Origin of the sequence: Arthrobacter glacialis (assembly GCF_002909415.1) — a bacterium.
GTDB classification, from domain to species: Bacteria; Actinomycetota; Actinomycetes; order Actinomycetales; family Micrococcaceae; genus Specibacter; species Specibacter glacialis.
In genome coordinates, this window is sequence record NZ_PPXB01000001.1 from 237,875 (window position 1) to 253,355 (window position 15,481).

Below are 15,481 nucleotides of genomic sequence, written 5' to 3' on the forward strand. Positions count from 1 at the left end.
CTTGCCATCACTCATCGGCACCGTCCAGGCCGTTTCAGCGGTCCTGCCCAGCGTCCAACGACAGCCAGTTTTCTCGTGTTGCCAACGCGGCCCCATCGGCATCCCCAACACTGGCGAGCTTGATGATCTGTGCGTGCACCGTCACTGAATGCCGGGCATCGTCAGTGCTGAAGCGCTGGTACTCGCTGCGCCGGAGCACGGGCATGGCCTGTTCCAGGACCACCGGAATCATGGCGTTTCCTGATGCGTCAACCATCACGGCATGAAACTTGTCGTCGGCAGTCAGGGCGGCATCGACGTCGTCCGCATCCAGCGCTGCGGAGAAGCCTGCGTTGGCAGCAACCATGGCGGCAATCTGATTCGGGCCCAAGGCGGGCACGGCCAGTCGGGCGGCCAGCTCATGCATTGCGGCCACCACTTGCTGGGCGTTGCGGGTTGACTGCGCGTCAAGCGGGGCCACGATGGTTGCCCGGCCCGGTGTGGTGACAACAAGACCGGCGCGCTCAAGGCGTAGCAACGCCTCACGAATGGGGGTCCTGCTGACGCCCAGCCATGACTCCAGTTCGGGGTCCTTGAGGCGTTCGCCCGGGGCAAAGATGCCGTCAATAATGGCATTGCGGATGGAATCGTAGACATCATCGCGCAGCAGGGACCGCTTGTGAATGCCGTGCGGCAGGGGAGTGGGCATGCAACATAGGATATATCGCCGTAGGTCTCTCGAGGCGTTCTTGGAATGGCCCGGCCCCAAATTGCTTGCAACCAGCTGCCCAGCTGCGCAAAGCGCGAAAACCCTTGACAGCCACGCACAAAGCGTATGCAATATATTGCATACGCAAAAGGAGGTGTGCTCCCGCCGAGCAGCACCCACCCAAGCTCCGACCCGACAAGGACCTCCCATGGCCATCGCCGATTTTGAACGCTATCCGCTAACCTTCGGGCCCAGCCCCATCCACGATCTGCCCAGGCTGAGCAACCACCTGGGCGGGGCCAAAATTTGGGCCAAACGCGAAGACGTGAACAGCGGGCTGGCCTTTGGCGGCAACAAAACGCGCAAGCTTGAGTACATTGTTCCGGACGCCATCGCCCAAGGTGCCGACACCCTGGTCTCCATTGGCGGCTACCAGTCCAACCACACCCGCCAGGTGGCTGCCGTTGCGGCAAAAATTGGTATGAAGGCGCGCCTGGTGCAGGAAAACTGGGTGGACTGGCCGGATCCACTGAGCGACCGCGTGGGCAATATTCAGCTTTCCCGCATCATGGGCGCCGATGTCCGTCTCGATGCGGCCGGCTTTGATATTGGCATTCGCAGCAGCTGGGAGCAAGCCATCAAGGATGTAGAGGACTCCGGCGGCAAACCTTATCCCATCCCGGCTGGCGCCTCGGAGCACCACTTGGGTGGCCTGGGTTTCGCCAATTGGGCCTATGAAGTTCAGGCGCAAGAAGAAGAAATGGGCGTCTTCTTCGACACCATCATTGTTTGCACTGTCACCGGGTCCACCCACGCCGGCATGATCGCCGGCTTTGCCGGGCAGGACCGTCCCCGCCGCGTCATCGGCATTGACGCCTCCGCCACCATCGAGAAGACCCGCGCGCAGGTGGCCCGCATAGCCCGCCACACAGCGGCGCTGATAGGGCTGGGCCGCGAACTGCGCGACGACGAGATCACCGTCCTTGAAGGGTGGGCCGGAGATCTCTACGGCATTCCCGTGGAGTCCACCATGGAAGCAATCCGACTCTCTGGCTCCCTGGAAGGCATGATCATCGACCCCGTCTACGAAGGAAAGTCCATGGCCGGACTCATCGACCTGGTCCGCGCCAAGGACATCCCCGCCACCAGCAACGTCCTTTACGCGCACCTGGGCGGACAGTTGGCACTGAACGCCTACAGCGGCCTGTTCCGCTAATCCGAGCACGACGCCGGGCACCCACTTCCCGCTGACGGTCAAGCCGGCGCGGGGCCGGGTTGCGGCTTGTCACCCGCAGTACCAACGTGGGTCCGCCACTGCTGCGCGAGATACGCCCTGTCCAGCTCATGCGATTCAGCCACCGAAACCTCCCAATGCAGGCCCCCGTCCGAGCTGATCCTCTCCGAACCGCACGCCCCAAAGCGGGAATCTGGGGCGGATCAGGGCGGGACAGCGCGGCTCTTCCACAAGTGAAGTTTTTTGCGTTACAGTTTCATATTGTGAGTTAGAGAACAGCAGCCCCAATCCGTCCGTTGATCGCCGCGCTTCGATGCGCCGCTTGATCGCGTTAGACACGTCTGCCAAACCCCCATTTTTTAGAAGGCTTTTGTGCGCTCATTTCCTTATCCGGATGCCGGCAGTCCCGACCTCCGTTCACCCTCGCGGTTCCTGTGGTGGCTTGCCAAGGCCCAACGGGCAACCTTGCTTCTTGGCATCATCTACGGCTCCCTCTGGACGGTGTCCCAGGCGCTGATCCCGTATGTCCTGGGCCAGGCCATTGACTTGGGCATTGTTGCCGGGAACTTCAGGGCACTTGCAGGATGGGTGGCCCTGCTCCTTGGTCTGACGCTCATCCAGGCGGTGACCTCAACGTTGCGGCACCGGGCGGCGGTGAGCAACTGGATGCAAGCCGCTTTCAGGTGCTCGCAGTTGATCGGCTACAAGGTCACCCGCAGCGGCGACGCCCTGCCGCAAAAATTCTCTACCGGCGAGGTGGTCTCCACCTCCGCCTCCGATGCCATGCGCATCGGGGAAATCTTTGACGTCTCGGCCCGGCTGGCCGGTTCCATAGTGGGCTACCTGCTGGTGGCGTTCCTGGTGTTTCAGTCCTCGTGGCAATTGGGCCTGGTGGTGCTTTTCGGCGTCCCCCTCTGCGGCGCCATGCTGTTGTTCGTGATCCGGCCCCTGCAAAAACGGCAGAAGGACCAACGTGATGCCGCCGGAAAGATGACGGCCCTGGGAGCCGACACCGTGACCGGTTTGCGTGTGCTGCGCGGAATTGGCGGGGAGCACATCTTCGTGGAGCGGTACCGGGAGCGCTCCCGGGAAACACAGCTGGCCGGGAACAAGGTGGCCTACTCGCTCGCCGACCTTGACGCAGCCCAGGTGCTGGTGGTGGGTGTCTTCAGCGTCGCCTTCACCTGGATTGGTGCCATGCAGGCACTGTCAGGCCAAATTGAGACCGGCCAGCTGGTGGCGCTGTACGGGTACGCCGTCTTCCTGGTCTCGCCCATCCGCACCGCCTCCGACGCCGTCTCGCGTTTCATCCGCGCAAACGTGGGGGCCCGGCGCATCATTGATGTTCTGGCCACGCCCTCTGCCGTGCACGACGGCGGCACAACAGTTGGCGCGCCCTCTGCGCCGAGCGCCTTGCTGGACAGCAGCTCAGGGGCGCTGATCCAGCCGGGCCTGCTCACGGGCATCGTCTCGGCGGACCCGGCGGCGTCGGCGGAGCTTGCCCGCCGCCTTGGCCGCTTTGAAGATGCGGTGCTGCGCGAGGCCCAGGTGTTGTGGGGCGAGGCCGCCCTGCACCTGGTCCCGCTCGGTGATGTGCGCTCGCGCATTGTGGTTTCCGACGCCGAACCGCAACTGTTCACCGGCACCCTGCGTGAAGAGCTGGACCCGTCGGGGCGGCACAACGACGCCGGCATCATGGCGGCCATTGACGTGGCCAGCGCCGCCGACGTCTTTGACGGGCTGGAGCACGGCCTCGACGATGAAGTCACCGAGAAGGGCCGCGGCTTCTCCGGCGGTCAGCGTCAGCGCCTGGCCCTGGCCCGCGCCCTCCTGACCGGGGCCGAGGTGCTGGTGCTCATTGAACCGACCAGCGCGGTGGACGCGCACACGGAATCCCGGATTGCCACCGCACTGAAAACGGAGCGGCGCACGGAGGCCAACACCACCGTGGTGGTGACGGCCAGCCCGCTCATGCTCGGCGCCATGGACACGGTTTATTTCCTCGACAGCGAGGAGCGGCTGACCCAGGGGACACACCACCAACTTTTGGCGACGGTGCCGGACTACCGCAACGTGGTGATCCGCGGCGCCGGCATGGACGGCCATGCAGATCGCGGGCACGAACCGGACGGCCCCGCAAATGACAACCACAGCACCTCGAGCAGCGAAGGGCAGCGCTAATGGCTGAGAATAAACTTCCCGTAGCGGATTCGGCGCAGGTCAAGGCCGAAGGTGTCCGGCTCATGCGCCAGCACAGCAAGCCGCTGACAATGGTGGTGGGACTCTATGTCCTGGCTGCCATCGCGGGCCTGGCCGGCCCGTTCCTGCTGGGCCGGCTGGTGGACGCCATCACCGGCGGCACCACCGCCGGGTTTGTCACCAATGTTGCCCTGGCGCTGGCAGCCTTTGTGGTGGTGCAAACGTTCCTGGCGCGCTGGGCCCGGCGCAAGGGCATGGTGCTTGGCGAAAAAGTCTTTGCCCAGCTGCGCGAGGAATTCATGGAGCAGGTGACCTCGCTGCCGCTGTCCACGGTGGAAAAGGCCGGCACCGGCGACCTTGTCTCCCGCACCACCAACGACGTCGACGCCGTCTCCCACACCGTCAGGTTTGGCGTGCCGCAGGTGCTGGTTTCGGTGGCCACCATTGCGCTGACAGTTGCCGCGGCAATCTTTACCAGCCCGCTGCTGGCGCTGGCCTTGCTGGTGGGTGCGCCCATGCTGATCCCCGTGACACGGTGGTACCTCAAACGTGCCACCCCCGGCTACCTGCGCGAACGTGAAAGCTACGCTGTCCTCAACGGCGCCATCACCGAGACCATCGAGGGTGCCCGCACCGTTGATGCGTTGAGCCTGGGCCCGCACCGCCGGGGCCGGATCGACGCGGCACTGCGCCGTTGCTTTGACGTGGAAAAGTACACGCTGGGCCTGCGCACCGTGCTGTTCCCGGTGGCCGAATTTTCCTTCTGGCTTCCAGTGGCGGCTGTCCTGTTGTGGGGTGGCTGGCTTGCCTCCAACGGAACAGTGAGCGCCGGCATGGTGGCCACCGTGGCACTGTACGCCATGCAGCTGATCGACCCCGTGGACACCTTGATCATGTGGATTGATGAAATCCAGGTGGGCGCGTCCTCGCTGGCCCGCATTGTGGGCATCCGCAACGTGGCCGGTGACAGGACAGCCACCGACGCCCATCCGGCGGATGAATCCCTGGTGGTGGATGAGGTTCGCTACGCCTACCGTGAGGGCCGCGACGTGCTCCACGGGATCGACCTGACGCTGGTTCCCGGGGAGCGCCTTGCCATGGTTGGCCCGTCCGGTGCCGGCAAGTCCACGCTGGGCCGCCTGATTGCGGGCATCCACCCGCCCACGGCCGGTTCGGTCAAAGTGGGCGGGGTTCCGCTGGTTGACAGGCCGCTGGATGAGTTGCACCGAGAGGTGGCCCTGGTGACGCAGGAGCACCACATTTTTGTGGGAACCTTGGCGGACAATCTTCGCCTGGGCAAGGCCGGCGCTACAGACGCCGAGCTTGAAAAGGCCCTGGCCGACGTCGGATCCCTGGGTTGGGTGCGCGCCCTGCCCCAGGGACTGGCCACGGAGGTGGGCTCGGGCGCCCACACCTTGACGCCGGGGCAGGCCCAGGAAATGGCGCTTGCCCGCCTGGTGCTGGCCGATCCGCACACGCTGGTGCTGGATGAGGCGACGTCGCTGATCGACCCGGCGGCGGCGCGCGAGCTGGAATTTTCGCTGAGCGCAGTGCTCAGCGGCCGGACGGTGGTGGCCATTGCGCACAGGCTGCACACTGCGCACGACGCCGACCGGGTGGCGGTGGTGGAAAAGGGGCGGATCTCCGAGCTCGGATCCCATGACGAGCTGCTGGCCCAGGGTGGCGCCTATGCGGCCCTGTGGAATTCCTGGCGGCAGGACGCCTAGGACAGCCCCTATTGCCCAGTTAGAAATGGGCGTAGCGTGGGCCGAAGGGGCGATTTGGACCGAACGGCCCGAACCGAAACCGGCTTGACCACTGGAGGAGCGTTCGAAAAAGATGCCTGACAAACAGCCACACCACCACGAACACAAGAAGCTGGATAAGGGCCACGCCATCAAGGCCAAGCGTGCCCAGAAGAAGGCGCGCGGCGCCGCGGATGAGTCCGCCGATCCCGTTGCCCACATTGTCAAAAAGCGCTAGCTCGGCAAGGCCCCCAGCCAGCTATATGCGTATGCATGGAATAGCTGGCTGGGGGTCCGTGTTGTGACCAGTATGGAAACGAACTTCAAAAAACGCATTGGATTCCTGTCCTTTGGCCACTACGGCAGAGGCCGTGGCTCACAAACCAACACGGCAGCAGATTCACTGCACCAGGCCATCGACCTGGCGGTTGCCGCGGAGGAGATGGGCATCGACGGGGCATTCTTTCGGGTGCACCACTTTGCCCGCCAGCAGGCAGCACCGTTCCCCTTGATGGCGGCCATTGCCGCGCGCACCAGCCGGATTGAGATCGGCACCGGCGTTATTGACATGCGCTATGAGAACCCGCTTTACATGGCCGAGCAGGCGGCCGCCACAGATTTGATCAGCGACGGCCGGCTGCAGATCGGTGTGAGTCGTGGTTCACCCGAGCCTGCCGCCAACGGCGCGGCTGACTTTGGGTATCACCCGCTCGACGGCGAGACCGGCGCCGACATGGCCCGGCGCCACACTGCAAGCTTCAGGCACGCCATTTCCGGTGCTGGCGTGGCCGAACCCGCCGAGCACGCCTCCATGGGTGGGGAACGGCTGCTGCGCATTGAGCCGCAGTCGCCGGGGCTTTCCCAGCGGATTTGGTGGGGTGCCGGATCTCGCGGCACAGCCGTGTGGGCGGCTCAGCAGGGCGTGAACTTGATGAGTTCCACGCTGCTGACCGAGGATACCGGCGTTCCTTTCGACCAGCTCCAGGCCGAGCAGATTCAGCTTTTCCGTGATGAGTGGGCTGCGGCGGGGCATGACTTCACGCCGCGTGTTTCGGTCAGCCGCAGCGTCATTCCCGTGGTTGACGACGTCGACCAAATGTACTTTGGGCTCCGCGCGCAGGCTGACAGCAAGGACCAGGTGGGCATCATTGACGGCCTGGTCTCGCGCTTTGGCAAGAGCTATATTGGCGATCCTGCCGCACTGGCACAGGAGTTGGCGGCCGACGCGGCAGTGCAGGCTGCAGACACCGTGATGCTGACAGTGCCCAACCAGCTTGGTGTTGCCTACAACACCAAAATGTTGGAGAACATTGCCAAGTACATTGCCCCGGCCATTGGCTGGACGCCGAACCGCTGATCGACCGGGCTGATTTAGTGGTCCCCGCGCAGCCGGTCCATCTCCCGGCGGTCTTTCTTGGTGGGTCGGCCTGTGCCGCGGTCGCGCTGTGGCAGGCCAAGAGCCGGCAGGACGGGTCGCGGGGGAGTGTGGTCGGTGAAGCAGTGTGAGGCGGCCTCGGCACCAACGCGCTTGTTGATGAGCTGGCGGACTTCCAGAATCCTGTCATAGCCGGGCTGACGGACCCGGACGGTATCCCCGGGCACCACCGTGTGCGAGGCCTTGGCGTTGACATCGTTAAGTTTCACGTGGCCCGCGCGGCAGGCGGCCGTGGCCATCGAACGCGTCTTGTAGGCCCTGATGGCCCACAACCACGCATCAATGCGGACGGAGGCCCGGACAGTTTTTGGAATGCTCATGATGGAATCCACTCTAGCGCCGGACGGCGAGTCAGACGGAATGCGCCGGGGGCCTGCCGAACGGGCAGTAGTTGTTGATGTTCCTTGGAAACATCAACAACTACTGCCCGTTCGCGAGGCAAGCTCGGTATGTGGGGCTCAGTCCTGGTTGCTGAACGCAGCGTCGAAGGACAGGGCCGACGGGGCAAAGTCGAACTTCTTCAGCGCAGCCAGGGCCTCGGGCGCCCCCTGGAGCCTGTCCATGCCCGCGTCCTCCCACTCGATGGAGATGGGGCCGTCATAACCAATGGCGGTCAAGGCGCGGAAGGATGATTCCCAAGGCACATCGCCGCGTCCGGCCGAGACAAAGTCCCAGCCGCGGCGCGGATCGCCCCACGGCAGGTGGGAACCCATCACGGTGTTCCGGCCCGTGGGGCGCAGCTTCGTGTCCTTGCAGTCAACGTGGTAAATCCGGTCCTTGAAGTCCCAGATGAAGGAGACCGGGTCGATCCCCTGCCACATGAAGTGGGAGGGGTCCCAGTTCAGCCCAAACGCCGGACGGTGGCCGATGGCCTCGAGCGTCCGCACCGTGGTCCAGTAGTCATAGGCGATTTCGGAGGGGTGCACCTCGTGGGCGAAGCGCACACCGCATTCGTCAAAGACGTCAAGGATGGGGTTCCAGCGGTCGGCGAAGTCCTGGTAGCCGGCCTCGATCACCGATTCCGGAACGGGTGGGAACATGGCAACGTACTGCCAAATGGAGGAGCCCGTGAAGCCCACAACGGTGTTGACGCCCAGAGCCTGAGCCAAACGCGCCGTGAGTTTCATTTCCTCGGCGGCACGCTGGCGCACGCCCTCGGGATCGCCGTCGCCCCACACCTTGGTGCCAACAATGGCCTGGTGCCGGAAATCGATGGGGTCATCGCACACGGCCTGGCCCTTGAGGTGGTTGGAGATGGCCCACACCTTCAAGCCATAACGTTCCAACAGGGCCAACTTGCCGGAGACGTAGCCGGGCTCGTCCCAACGCCACGGGTCAAGATGGTCACCGGAGCACGCGATTTCCAGGCCGTCATAGCCCCACTCGGAGGCCAGGCGCGCCACGTCTTCCAGGGGGAGATCGGCCCACTGGCCGGTGAATAAGGTGTAAGGGCGGGGCATGGTGTTAGTCCTTTGAGACGAGTTGGGGTGCGGCGGTGGGAACTGTGGCGCCGCCAGCTGCCGAGGAGGCTTCAATGGCGGCGAGAACACGTTGCACGCCCAAACCTTCCTCGAACGACGGCGACGGGTCAGTGCCGTTGGCAATGTTCAGCAGGAAGTCACGGATCTGATGGGTAAAACTGTGCTCCCAGCCAATCACATGCCCCTGCGGCCACCAGCCGGAAATGTAGGGGTGTTCGGGTTCAGTGACCAAAATGCGCCGGAATCCTTGAACCTCAACGGGGTCGGTGCCGTTGAGGAAGTACAGCTCGTTGGGGTTCTCCAGATTAAACGTAATTGACCCGGCTGTGCCATAAACTTCCAGGCGCAGCGCATTCTTTTGCCCCAGCGCCACGCGCGAAACGTCCACACTGGCCACAGCGCCGCCGTCCATGGTCAACGTGGCCCAAGCTGCGTCGTCGACAGTTACTTGCTCGGGGCCATCAGGGCCGGGGCGCTCGGTGACAAAGGTGTGCAGCCGGCCAGAGACGTCGGCCACGGTGTCATTGAGCAAATATTGCACCTGATCCACCGCATGCGAGGCGATGTCGCCCAGCGCACCCGAACCAGCGGTTTCCTTGCGCAGCCGCCAGGTCATGGGGGCTGAGTCGTCAACCAGCCAGTCCTGCAGGTACGACGCGCGGATCTGGCGAACGGTGCCCAGCTCGCCGGCGGCGATGAGCTTCCGTGCCAGGGCCAGAGCAGGCACCCGGCGGTAATTGAAGCCAACCATTGACCGCACGCCAACGGAGCGGGCCGCCTGTGCCGCCGCCACCATGGCCAAAGATTCGGCCATGGAATTGGCCAGCGGCTTTTCCACCAGGACATGCTTGCCCGCGGCAAGTGCCGCCGTCGCAATCTCAGCGTGCAGCCAGCCCGGGGCACAAATGTCAACAATGTCTATGTCATCGCGGGCAATGACCTCCCGCCAGTCCGTGGCGGATTCGCTCCAGCCGTACTTGTGCGCTGCTGCTGCCACGGCGGCCGCATCGCGTCCCACCAACACCTTTTGTTCAAAGTTGGGGACGTCAAAGTGATTGGCCACTGTGCGCCAGGCGTTGGAGTGTGCCTGGCCCATAAACGCATAGCCAATCGCGGCAACACCCAAGGTGCGGGACACGGAGGTCTGGAGGGAGGTCATGTCAGCGATTCCTAGAGGGTTGCTTCGGTGGGGTTCCAGTCCGCGGGCAGTGCCGGGGAAGCTGGTGCAGTGCTCTGGACGGAGACGAATTCGCCGCTTTCCACGGACTCGGCGATGGAGACCATTGCATCGAGCACGTGGTACGCCAGTTCGCCCGGCACCCGGTGGGGGACGCCTGCGCGGATGGAACGGGCCATGTCCAGCACGCCCATGCCGCGGCCTTGGGCGGGTCCCTCGGCGGCGATGGTGGTCCACTCGTCCTCGCCGCGCTTGCACAGCTGAATCTCGCCGTCGAAGTTGTTGGGGTCGGGCAATGAGATGGTGCCCTCGGTGCCGGTGATTTCCACAAAGCCCGTGCGCGCCTTGGGAGATTCGAAGCTGTACACGCTGTGCGAGGAAGCGCCGGATTCAAACTGGGCGATGGCGCTGACATGGGTGGGCACCTCGACGTCGAACACCTCGCCTTCCTTGGGACCTGAACCAACTGTCCGGGTGGAGAAGGCGGTACTTCCGACGGCGGCCACCTTGGCGATGGGGCCAAAGGTCTGGATGAGTGCGGTCAGGTAGTACGGGGCCATATCAAACAAGGGCCCGGCACCTGTCTGGAACAAGAAGGCCGGATTCGGGTGCCAGGATTCCGGCCCGGGGGACTGGAACATGGTCAGTGCCGTCAACGGCGTGCCAATGGCTCCGGAATCGATGAGGCGGCGGGCCGTTTGCAGGCCAGCGCCAAGGAAGGTGTCCGGGGCGCAACCGAGGCGCATCCCTGCAGCCTGGGCCTCCTTCAACAGGCCCAGCCCGCTATCGCGATCCAGTGAGAACGGCTTTTCCGTCCATACATGCTTGCCAGCCCGTACTGCTGCCGTGGCAACCTCAACGTGGGCTGCCGGGATGGTCAGGTTCACCACGATCTCAACGTCCGGGTGGTTCAAGGCAACGTCAACGCTGCCGGAAGTTTCAATGCCATACTCTGCGGCACGTGCGGCGGCGGCCTCTTCGAAGAGGTCAGCCACCACGAGTACCTTGATGTCGGGAAAGGTGGTGAGATTATCCAGGTATTGCTTGCTGATGTTGCCAGCGCCGATTACGGCGACGCCAACGGGTCCTGTTGTTGCCATGAGGATCAGGCCTTTCCGGCATTGAGGAAGGCAAGGCTCGCAGCGATGCCGTCGAAGATGTCGCCTTCGTAGTCGTCAAATTCCACTACGCCAACTTCCAACGACTTGGCGGCGCCGATGACGTCCCAGATGGGCACCTCGCCCTGGCCGGCCGGCAGCTGGGCCTTGGTGTCATTGTTCAAGGGGCCGTCCTTGATATGGATGTATTTCACGCGTTCACCCAAGCTGGTCAAGATGTCAACGGCGTTGGCTCCGCCCACGGAAACCCAGTACGTGTCCACCTCCAGTACCAGTTCGGGGTCAAGCAGCGTTTCAAAGTATTCCAGGGCCGTGGTGCCGTTGATCTTGGACTCCAGCTCCCACGCATGATTGTGGTAACCCACCCGGACACCGTATTCGGCACCCTTCTTGGCTGCGGCATTGAGGCCGTCGGCAATCTTTTGGATGTCCTCGGCGGATTGCCACTGTTCGGCAGCGATGAAGGGGTCAATGACTGTGGTGATGCCCAGCTTGTTGGCTGCGGCAAAAATTTCGTCCTGATCGGCGCTCAACAACGGTGCATGACCTGATGGAGCAGTGATGCCATTTTCAGCGAAGGCGGCGGCGAGGGCATCGGCCGTGGATACAAAGTTGTAGGGCTCCACCTTGGTAAAACCTAGTTCTGCCACGCGGGCAATGGTTCCGGGCAGGTCCTCTTCAAGGGGCTTGCGCACGGTGTAAAGCTGCAGAGAATACGTCACTGGGGTCTCCTGAAAGCATGGATGAGTGTTCCATTCCAAGCTAGGGGAACTTTTGTCGAGCGTCAAGCAAAAGTTTGTGAAACGTCCTGGGACTATCGGATTGTGACAGATAGAAGCCTGTGTGTTATCTATTGTGAATGCCAATGAAACCAGTGCAACCCCTGTCCCGTGGCGCGTCCTCCAGCGGTGCGCAGGGCCCCGATTTCAGTGGGCAGCCCTATGGCTACTCGCGTGCGGGGGATGTGTTCCAACTTTTGCGCGACGGACGCGCCCGGACCAGGGCGGAATTGGCGGAAATAACAGGCCTTGCCCGGTCCACGGTGGCGGCCCGCATTGATTCCCTCACCGCCGCCGGGCTGATTGGCCCCGCAGGTGAGGCCGTCTCCTCAGGTGGCCGGCCGCCGTCGCGCTTTGCCTTTCAGCCATCGGCACGGGTCATCCTGGCCGTTGATGTTGGCGCAACGCACGTCTTGATTGCGTTGCTGGATCTTCGTGGCACAGTGCTGAGCGAGCTGCGCGAGACCATTGACATCGCCGCAGGTCCCACCGCGGTGCTCGATCAGGTGTTGGAGCTCTGCGGTCAGCTGTTCCAGCAGGCTGGCCGCCACGAACGGGAACTCGTGGGGATGGGCATGGGCTTGCCCGGGCCAGTGGAGCACTCATCCGGGAAGCCGGCCAGCCCGCCTATCATGCCGGGCTGGGATGGGTTTGACGTTCCTGCGTATGTGCAGAAGCGCTTCGCCGTGGATGTGCTGGTGGACAACGATGTGAACATCATGGCCCTCGGGGAACGCGCGTCGTACTGGCCCGACGCCGAGAACCTCCTGTTCATCAAGGTTGCCACGGGCATTGGCGCAGGCATCATCAGCGGCGGGCTGCTCCAGCGCGGTGCTGACGGAACAGCTGGCGACATTGGCCACGTGCGCGTCCCACGTGGCGGCGAGGTCATGTGCCGCTGCGGCAACTTCGGCTGTCTGGAAGCCATGGCGTCGGGCCCTGCAGTGGCGGCGGCCCTGGCAGCTGCGGGCGTTCCCGCGGTGAGCGGTGAGGACGTGCTGGACCTGGCTCGGCGCGGGAATTTGGTTGCGATCTCAGCCATGCGCCAGGCCGGCCGGGACATTGGCGATGTGCTTGCAGCCTGCGTAAATCTGCTCAACCCCTCGGTCATTGTGATTGGCGGCGGACTGGCTTCGGCGGGTGAATACCTCCTGGCCGGCGTGCGCGAAATTGTGTACCAACGTTCCTTGCCGCTGGCCACTGCCCGCTTGCGTATAGTACAGTCCATGGCGGCGGGGCATGCCGGTGTGCTCGGCGCCGGGCACATGGTCATTGACCACGTGCTCTCCGCCTCCAACGTGGAACACCTGGTCCAAGTGCAGCAGCAATAGGAGCTTCCCCGGGGCCAATGTGGCGATCGCCGATCTGGCGCACCAGCAGGGGATCTCCGAAGCAGCTGTCTCCTACGCGCTCAACGGCAGGGCCGGGTGTGGGTCACGTCTAGCTTCATATGCAACACCTGACGATCAAAACAAGATGATTGATTAACCGGCTCAGGGTGGTGCTCCACTGTGGTCTGAAGCGTCCAATAAACCCCTCACACTCATAAGTTTTCAAAGAAATGCCATCTTTTGAATGATGCTCGGCATAAGTTCCTCGAGATCTAATTCTTGTTCGGCACCTGGCTCGTCGTTGGATATGTCGGCGTGGGCTCAGACGCCAGCTTAGGGGAGGGTCCCCATCGTGAGCTTGGTGGTAGCCGTTTTGCCGTCCCGTACGTAGGTGACCTGAACGGTGTCGCCGGCCTTCCGGGCCAGCGTGACTTCGGTGAGCACAGCGATGCTCGTGGCTGGCCGATCGTCCAGCAGCGTCACCACATCGCTGGGTTGGAGTCCGGCCTTGGCGGCGGGGCCCCCGGGGGCCACGGCTTGCAGGTATAGGCCGGCCGATACGCCCAACTTTGCTGCGGCCTCGGGTGGCAGCGGAACAGCGCTCACGCCGAAGAAGGGGTAGGCCACAGTGCCCGTCTCAATGAGTTGATCGGTGATGCGTGCGGCCAGATCCACGGGGACGGCGAAGCCGATACCCACGCTGCCGCTGGCAATCTGCGCCTCGTTGGGGATGGTGGCGATGGCTGTGTTGATGCCGACCAGTTTCCCGGCGCAGTCAACCAGTGCGCCGCCGGAGTTTCCTGGATTGATGGAGGCATCAGTTTGGATGGCGCCAACAAGTATCGCGGTTGTGTCATCGTCGCTGGGAACCGGTACATTCCGGCCCAGCGCGCTGACAATGCCGGAGGTTACTGTGCTTGAGAGGCCCAAGGGGGCGCCGAGCGCCACCACCGGCTGGCCCACCAGGACGTCACCGGACTTCCCAAGCTCAACGGTGGGCAGCACCTCGGTGGACTTTACCTTCAGGACAGCTAGATCCGACTTGGGGTCACGGCCAACAAGGTCAACCTCGGAGCTCCTGCCATCGCTGAACAACACCTCAATGGTGCCGCCATCCGCGGCTGCAGAAATGACGTGGTTGTTCGTCATGATGTAGCCCTCCTTGCGGACAATGACACCACTTCCGACGCCGCCCACCTCACCATTGCTGACGGAGACAGTGACCACTCCGGGCAGCACTTGATGGGCAACGGCTGTGGAGTCACAGGCCCCGGCAACGGCCGCAACGCTTGTGGTCGCCGGACGCGTCAACAGGTAGGCGATCCAGCCACCGGCCAGCCCCGCTACCAGCGCCACGGCAACGGCACTGGCGATAACAGCCGATAGCGGCAGGCGCCTGAACCAGGGGATGCTGGGCCTTTGGTGCATGGCGGGCTCCGTTCGAGACAACAGCGGAAACTTTAGGAATGCCCAGCCTACGGCACCGACTCCGTCTATTTGTGAGATGTCGCCCAAACAAAAAGCGGGCCAGCCGGTGGAAACCGGCCAGCCCGCCAAGGCGCTGTTTTAGATGGCGCAGCCGTCGGGCCCGCACACCTCGGCATCTGATCCAGCGGCCACCATGGTCAGCGGATTGGCTTCCTGCCACGCTTCTTCCAGTGCCTGCGTAAACATGGCAGCAGGCTGGGCTCCGGAAATGCCGTATTTCCTGTCGATGACAAAGAACGGCACACCCGTCACGCCAATGGCACGGGCTTCGGCAAAGTCGTGGCGGACCTCGTCGGCGTACTTGTCGGTGTCCAGCGCCTCGTTGATCTCGATGGCGTCCAGTCCTGCCTCGGTGCCAACCTTTATCAGGGCCTCGCGGTTGCCAATGTCCACCCCATGCTCAAAGTGGGCCGAGAGCAGGGCTTCCTTGACGGCGTCGCCCTTTCCCTGGGCAGCAGCCAAATGCAGCAGCTGGTGGGCGTTGAAGCTGTTGGCCACCACCACGTCGTCGAACTTGTAGTGCAGGTCTTCGGCGGCAGCCTGCTCGGTGACGTGGGCGAACATGCCGGCAACCTGCGCCGGGTCCATGCCCTTGCGGTCGCTCAGGTAGCTCAGCTCGGTGCCGTCATAGTGCTCGGGGATGGTGGGGTCCAGCTGGTAGCTGCGCCACTGCACCTCCACGGAATCCTTGTGCGGGAAAGCGTTCAGGGCGGTTTCAAAACGGCGCTTGCCGATGTAGCACCAGGGGCAGGCCACATCGGACCAGATCTCAATCTTCATACTTCGCCCAACCGGTGGAGTGCGGC

Annotated in this window: 14 protein-coding genes; 6 read left to right on the top strand and 8 right to left on the bottom strand. The window is 63.5% G+C overall.

Features of this window, described 5'->3' with window-relative positions; translation table 11 throughout:
* Positions 1–34: 34 nt before the first annotated feature.
* Positions 35–688 (bottom strand): GntR family transcriptional regulator, encoded by a 654-nt coding sequence (locus CVS28_RS01040; protein ID WP_103463908.1) that lies wholly within the window; start codon positions 686–688, stop codon positions 35–37.
* 208 nt (positions 689–896) lie between these two features.
* Between CVS28_RS01040 and CVS28_RS01045 the strand changes: the two genes are divergently transcribed.
* The 5 genes from CVS28_RS01045 to CVS28_RS01060 all read left to right on the top strand — a co-directional run bounded on the left by CVS28_RS01045 (position 897) and on the right by CVS28_RS01060 (position 7,223).
* The gene (locus CVS28_RS01045; protein ID WP_103463909.1) at positions 897–1,904 is read left to right on the top strand and encodes a 1-aminocyclopropane-1-carboxylate deaminase; all 1,008 of its coding nucleotides are present in this window, start codon (positions 897–899) and stop codon (positions 1,902–1,904) included.
* Positions 1,905–2,294: 390 nt separating this feature from the next.
* Positions 2,295–4,103, top strand: a complete 1,809-nt coding sequence (locus tag CVS28_RS01050; RefSeq protein ID WP_103480342.1) for an ABC transporter ATP-binding protein — start codon at positions 2,295–2,297, stop codon at positions 4,101–4,103.
* Positions 4,103–5,848: an ABC transporter ATP-binding protein gene (locus tag CVS28_RS01055; protein ID WP_103463911.1), complete on the top strand. Its 1,746-nt coding sequence runs from the start codon at positions 4,103–4,105 to the stop codon at positions 5,846–5,848. The genes CVS28_RS01050 and CVS28_RS01055 overlap by 1 nt, the downstream gene beginning before the upstream one ends.
* A 112-nt stretch (positions 5,849–5,960) precedes the next feature.
* Positions 5,961–6,104, top strand: coding sequence for a hypothetical protein (locus CVS28_RS19560; protein WP_165788021.1), 144 nt, complete (start codon positions 5,961–5,963; stop codon positions 6,102–6,104).
* A 72-nt stretch (positions 6,105–6,176) separates the two neighbouring features.
* Positions 6,177–7,223 (top strand): LLM class flavin-dependent oxidoreductase, encoded by a 1,047-nt coding sequence (locus CVS28_RS01060; protein WP_103463912.1) that lies wholly within the window; start codon positions 6,177–6,179, stop codon positions 7,221–7,223.
* A gap of 14 nt (positions 7,224–7,237) precedes the next feature.
* Here the strand turns inward: CVS28_RS01060 and CVS28_RS01065 are convergent, their stop codons facing one another.
* The 5 genes from CVS28_RS01065 to CVS28_RS01085 all read right to left on the bottom strand — a co-directional run bounded on the left by CVS28_RS01065 (position 7,238) and on the right by CVS28_RS01085 (position 11,799).
* Positions 7,238–7,621: an RNA-binding S4 domain-containing protein gene (locus CVS28_RS01065; RefSeq protein ID WP_207767418.1), complete on the bottom strand. Its 384-nt coding sequence runs from the start codon at positions 7,619–7,621 to the stop codon at positions 7,238–7,240.
* Between the two features lie 138 nt (positions 7,622–7,759).
* Positions 7,760–8,761: a sugar phosphate isomerase/epimerase family protein gene (locus CVS28_RS01070; protein WP_103463913.1), complete on the bottom strand. Its 1,002-nt coding sequence runs from the start codon at positions 8,759–8,761 to the stop codon at positions 7,760–7,762.
* Positions 8,762–8,765: 4 nt separating this feature from the next.
* The gene (locus CVS28_RS01075; protein WP_103480343.1) at positions 8,766–9,941 is read right to left on the bottom strand and encodes a Gfo/Idh/MocA family protein; all 1,176 of its coding nucleotides are present in this window, start codon (positions 9,939–9,941) and stop codon (positions 8,766–8,768) included.
* 11 nt (positions 9,942–9,952) lie between these two features.
* Positions 9,953–11,059, bottom strand: a complete 1,107-nt coding sequence (locus CVS28_RS01080; RefSeq protein WP_103480344.1) for a Gfo/Idh/MocA family protein — start codon at positions 11,057–11,059, stop codon at positions 9,953–9,955.
* Positions 11,060–11,064: 5 nt separating this feature from the next.
* Positions 11,065–11,799 carry a sugar phosphate isomerase/epimerase family protein gene (locus CVS28_RS01085; protein ID WP_103480345.1) on the bottom strand — a complete coding sequence of 245 codons (735 nt, stop codon included), beginning with the start codon at positions 11,797–11,799 and terminating at the stop codon, positions 11,065–11,067.
* 143 nt (positions 11,800–11,942) lie between these two features.
* Here CVS28_RS01085 and CVS28_RS01090 point away from each other — a divergent pair, with 143 nt between their 5' ends.
* Positions 11,943–13,187, top strand: a complete 1,245-nt coding sequence (locus tag CVS28_RS01090) for an ROK family transcriptional regulator (RefSeq protein WP_103480346.1) — start codon at positions 11,943–11,945, stop codon at positions 13,185–13,187.
* 333 nt (positions 13,188–13,520) lie between these two features.
* Here CVS28_RS01090 and CVS28_RS01095 read toward each other — a convergent pair whose 3' ends face one another.
* Together CVS28_RS01095 and CVS28_RS01100 are read right to left on the bottom strand one after the other, a co-directional pair.
* Complete coding sequence (locus CVS28_RS01095) at positions 13,521–14,615, bottom strand: S1C family serine protease (protein ID WP_103480347.1); 1,095 nt, start codon at positions 14,613–14,615, stop codon at positions 13,521–13,523.
* 138 nt (positions 14,616–14,753) lie between these two features.
* On the bottom strand, positions 14,754–15,455 hold the full coding sequence (locus CVS28_RS01100) for a DsbA family oxidoreductase (RefSeq protein WP_103480348.1): 702 nt from the start codon (positions 15,453–15,455) through the stop codon (positions 14,754–14,756).
* Between the last annotated feature and the right edge of the window lie 26 nt (positions 15,456–15,481).